Source organism: Streptomyces sp. NPDC043952, from assembly GCF_056435325.1.
The window spans coordinates 1-2,872 of record NZ_JBWKES010000026.1; the positions used below are offsets into that span (position 1 = coordinate 1).

2 protein-coding genes are annotated in these 2,872 nt (G+C 74.6%); both read right to left on the minus strand.

Annotated features, from left to right (window positions below):
* Nucleotides 1–140: 140 nt before the first annotated feature.
* Complete coding sequence (locus AC069R_RS25065) at nt 141–2,210, minus strand: SpoIIE family protein phosphatase (RefSeq protein WP_478769058.1); 2,070 nt, start codon at nt 2,208–2,210, stop codon at nt 141–143.
* Nucleotides 2,211–2,272: 62 nt separating this feature from the next.
* Complete coding sequence (locus AC069R_RS25070; protein ID WP_478769059.1) at nt 2,273–2,674, minus strand: hypothetical protein; 402 nt, start codon at nt 2,672–2,674, stop codon at nt 2,273–2,275.
* Nucleotides 2,675–2,872 lie beyond the last annotated feature (198 nt).

Below are 2,872 nucleotides of genomic sequence, written 5' to 3' on the forward strand. Positions count from 1 at the left end.
CGAGGACTCAGCAGAGCCGACGACCTCGCTCACGCCTACCGCGACTGGCTCCAAGCCGCTTGACAGCAATAGGAGCATCAACGCCCCCCGGCTCACCCGTCCGGCCGACACCCCGCCGGCCCCCGCCTGCCTGTACCCGCTCAGCCGCCGTCCAGCCGGAACTCGCACCACACCGCCTTGCCGCCGCCGCGCGCCTCCACGCCCCAGTCGTCGGCGAGCATGTCCACCAGGAGCAGGCCCCGCCCGGACACCCCCTCCTCGCCCGCGTCCCGGCGCCGGGGCAGCGCGCTGGAGGAGTCCTCCACCTCGATCCTCAGCCGGTGCCCGGCGCCGACGAGGGACCGCAGGGTGACGATCGCCGCGCTCTCGGTGTGCACCAGGACATTGGTCATCAGCTCGTCGGCGGCCAGCTCGATCTCGTCGGCGCGCTCGCCCGCGCCCCACGCCCGCACCGCCGCCGCGATCATGTGCCGGGCCTGGGTGAGGGCCTCCGGATCGCCGGGCGCCACATGCTGCTGGAGCCGGCCGCAGGACCGCGCGGTCTCCGGCTCCCGGCGGCGCAGCAGGAGCAGGGCCACGTCGTCCTCGCCGCCGCGTTCCTCGGCCATCCGGATCAGCCGGTCGGCGAGGTCGTCCACGTCCTCGGGGGCGCCGCAGACCTGGTCCGCAAGACCGCGCATGCCGTCGTCCAGGTCGGCGCCGGGCTGCTCGACCAGTCCGTCGGTGCACAGCAACAGGGTTTCGCCCGGATCGAGTTCGAGGGTGGAGACGGGATACTCCAGGTCGCCGAACTCGGCCGAGAGCCCGAGCGGCAGCCCGCCCGCCACCTGGACGCGCCGGCAGCCGCCGGGTTCGCGCAGCAGCGGGTCGATGTGCCCGGCGCGCACCATCTGCACCACGCCCGTGGACAGGTCGGCCTCGGCGTACAGGCAGGTGGCGAAGCGGTCGGTGTCCAGTTCGTGCAGGAAGACCGAGGCGCGGGCCATCACGGCGGCCGGGGTGTGCCCCTCGGCGGCGTAGGCGCGCAGCACGATCCGCAGCTGGCCCATCACGGCCGCCGCGTGGGTGTCATGGCCCTGGACGTCGCCGATCACCGCGCCGACCCGGCCGCCGGGCAGCGGGATCACGTCGTACCAGTCGCCGCCGATGTCCCGGCCGAGCGCGGCCGAACGGTAGCGCACGGCGATGTCGGCGTCCGGCACGCTGGGGATGGTGCGCGGCAGCATGGCCTGCTGGAGGCCCTGGGCCAGGTCCTTCTGCTGCTCGTAGAACATGGCCCGCTGGAGGCTCTGGGCGATGCTGCCGCCGAGCGCGACGAGGACGCCGCGCTCCTCGTCGGAGAAGCCGCGCCGATCGCTGTAGAGCAGGCCCATCGCGCCGATCGGGCGGCCCTGGGCGATCAGCGGCAGATAGGCGGCCGAGGCGATGTCCAGATGGGTGATCTGCGCCCACAGGAGTGGATACTCCTCGGCGAACTCCTCCGGCGTCTCCACGAACCTGGGGCTCAGCGTCCGCACGACCTCGCTCATGGGGTACGGCTCGTCGATCCGGTTCACCTGGCTGGCGGGCACGAAGCTGCCGGGCGGCGCCTCCGCGACGAGCCGGATCCGGCCGGCCTCCACCAGGGCCATCACGAAGCTGGCCGCGCCCAGGCGGCGGATGCCGTGGGTGTCCTTGAGCACGTCGATGACGTCCTGCACGGTGCGGGCGTGGGCGAGGGCCGCGGAGACGACCTGGACGATGTTGGTCTGCTGCCGGAAGGCCAGCTCCTGCGCCGCGCGCATGCTGCGGGAGGTGCTGTCGGCGAGTTCCTCGGTGGCGTCGCGCACGATGCCGACGACCCGGCGGGGCCGGCCGGAGTCGTCGCGGCGGATGTAGCCCTGGGTGTGGGTCCAGCGGGGGGTGCCGTCGCGGCAGCGGATGCGGAAGTAGGCGCCGTAGTTCTCGCCGCCCTCCTTGATGACCTGGGCCACCAGCGCGTCGAGCCGGGCCGCCTCGTTCCGGGGCACCCGCAGGACCAGGGATTCGGGGCGTCCGTCGAACTCCTCGGGCAGCAGGTCGAACACCTTGTGCGCCTGGGCGTCCATGTGGAACAGGCCCTTGTCCAGGTCCCAGTCGAAGGTGCCCATGTGGTTGAGCGCCAGGATCGGGTCCGGGTGGGCGGGCCAGTCCTCCGGGAGTGACAGGGCACTCGCTCCCCGATCAGCCATGGAGCCACCTTGCCAGGATTCGCCGGATTCTTCGACCGGTCGGGACCACGGCCCGCCCCCGGTCAGCCGCCGAGCACGTCGGCGGGGGCGGGGGCGGCTTGCTCGGCGGTACGGCGGGCCGCGGGCGTGCCGGTGGGGTCGGGCGCGGCGGGTGTGTCCGTGACGTCGGGCGCGCCGATCTCGTCGGGCGCCTGGGGCGCGGGCGGAGCGACCAGCAGGGGCGGGTCCCAGAGGGAGGCGTCGGGGGGCTGGGCGAGGGGGTCATGGAGGGAGGGAGTGGGCGTGGGCGTGGCGGGTGGGGTGGAGGAGTCCGGCGAGGCCGGTGGGAGGGCGGTGGCGGCGAGTACGGCGCGTGGCGCGGAGGAGGCGGCGGGGGCGGCCGTGCCCCGGCCGGGGGCCGCGGATGTGCCGCGCGCGTCGGCCGTCCGGGTGCTGTGGGCGGTCGTGGCCGGGGCGCTGGACACGGCGGCCGTCCGGGTGCCCCGAGTGGTCGCGCGGGGCGTGCCGGACGCGTCGGCCGACCGGGTCCCGACACCAGCCGCACGCGGAGACGCGGACACCGCAGCCATCCGAGAACCGCGAGGCGTCACACGCGGCATGCCAGACGCGCCAGCCGACAGCGACCCCACACCAGCCGCACGCGGAGACGCGGACACCGCAGC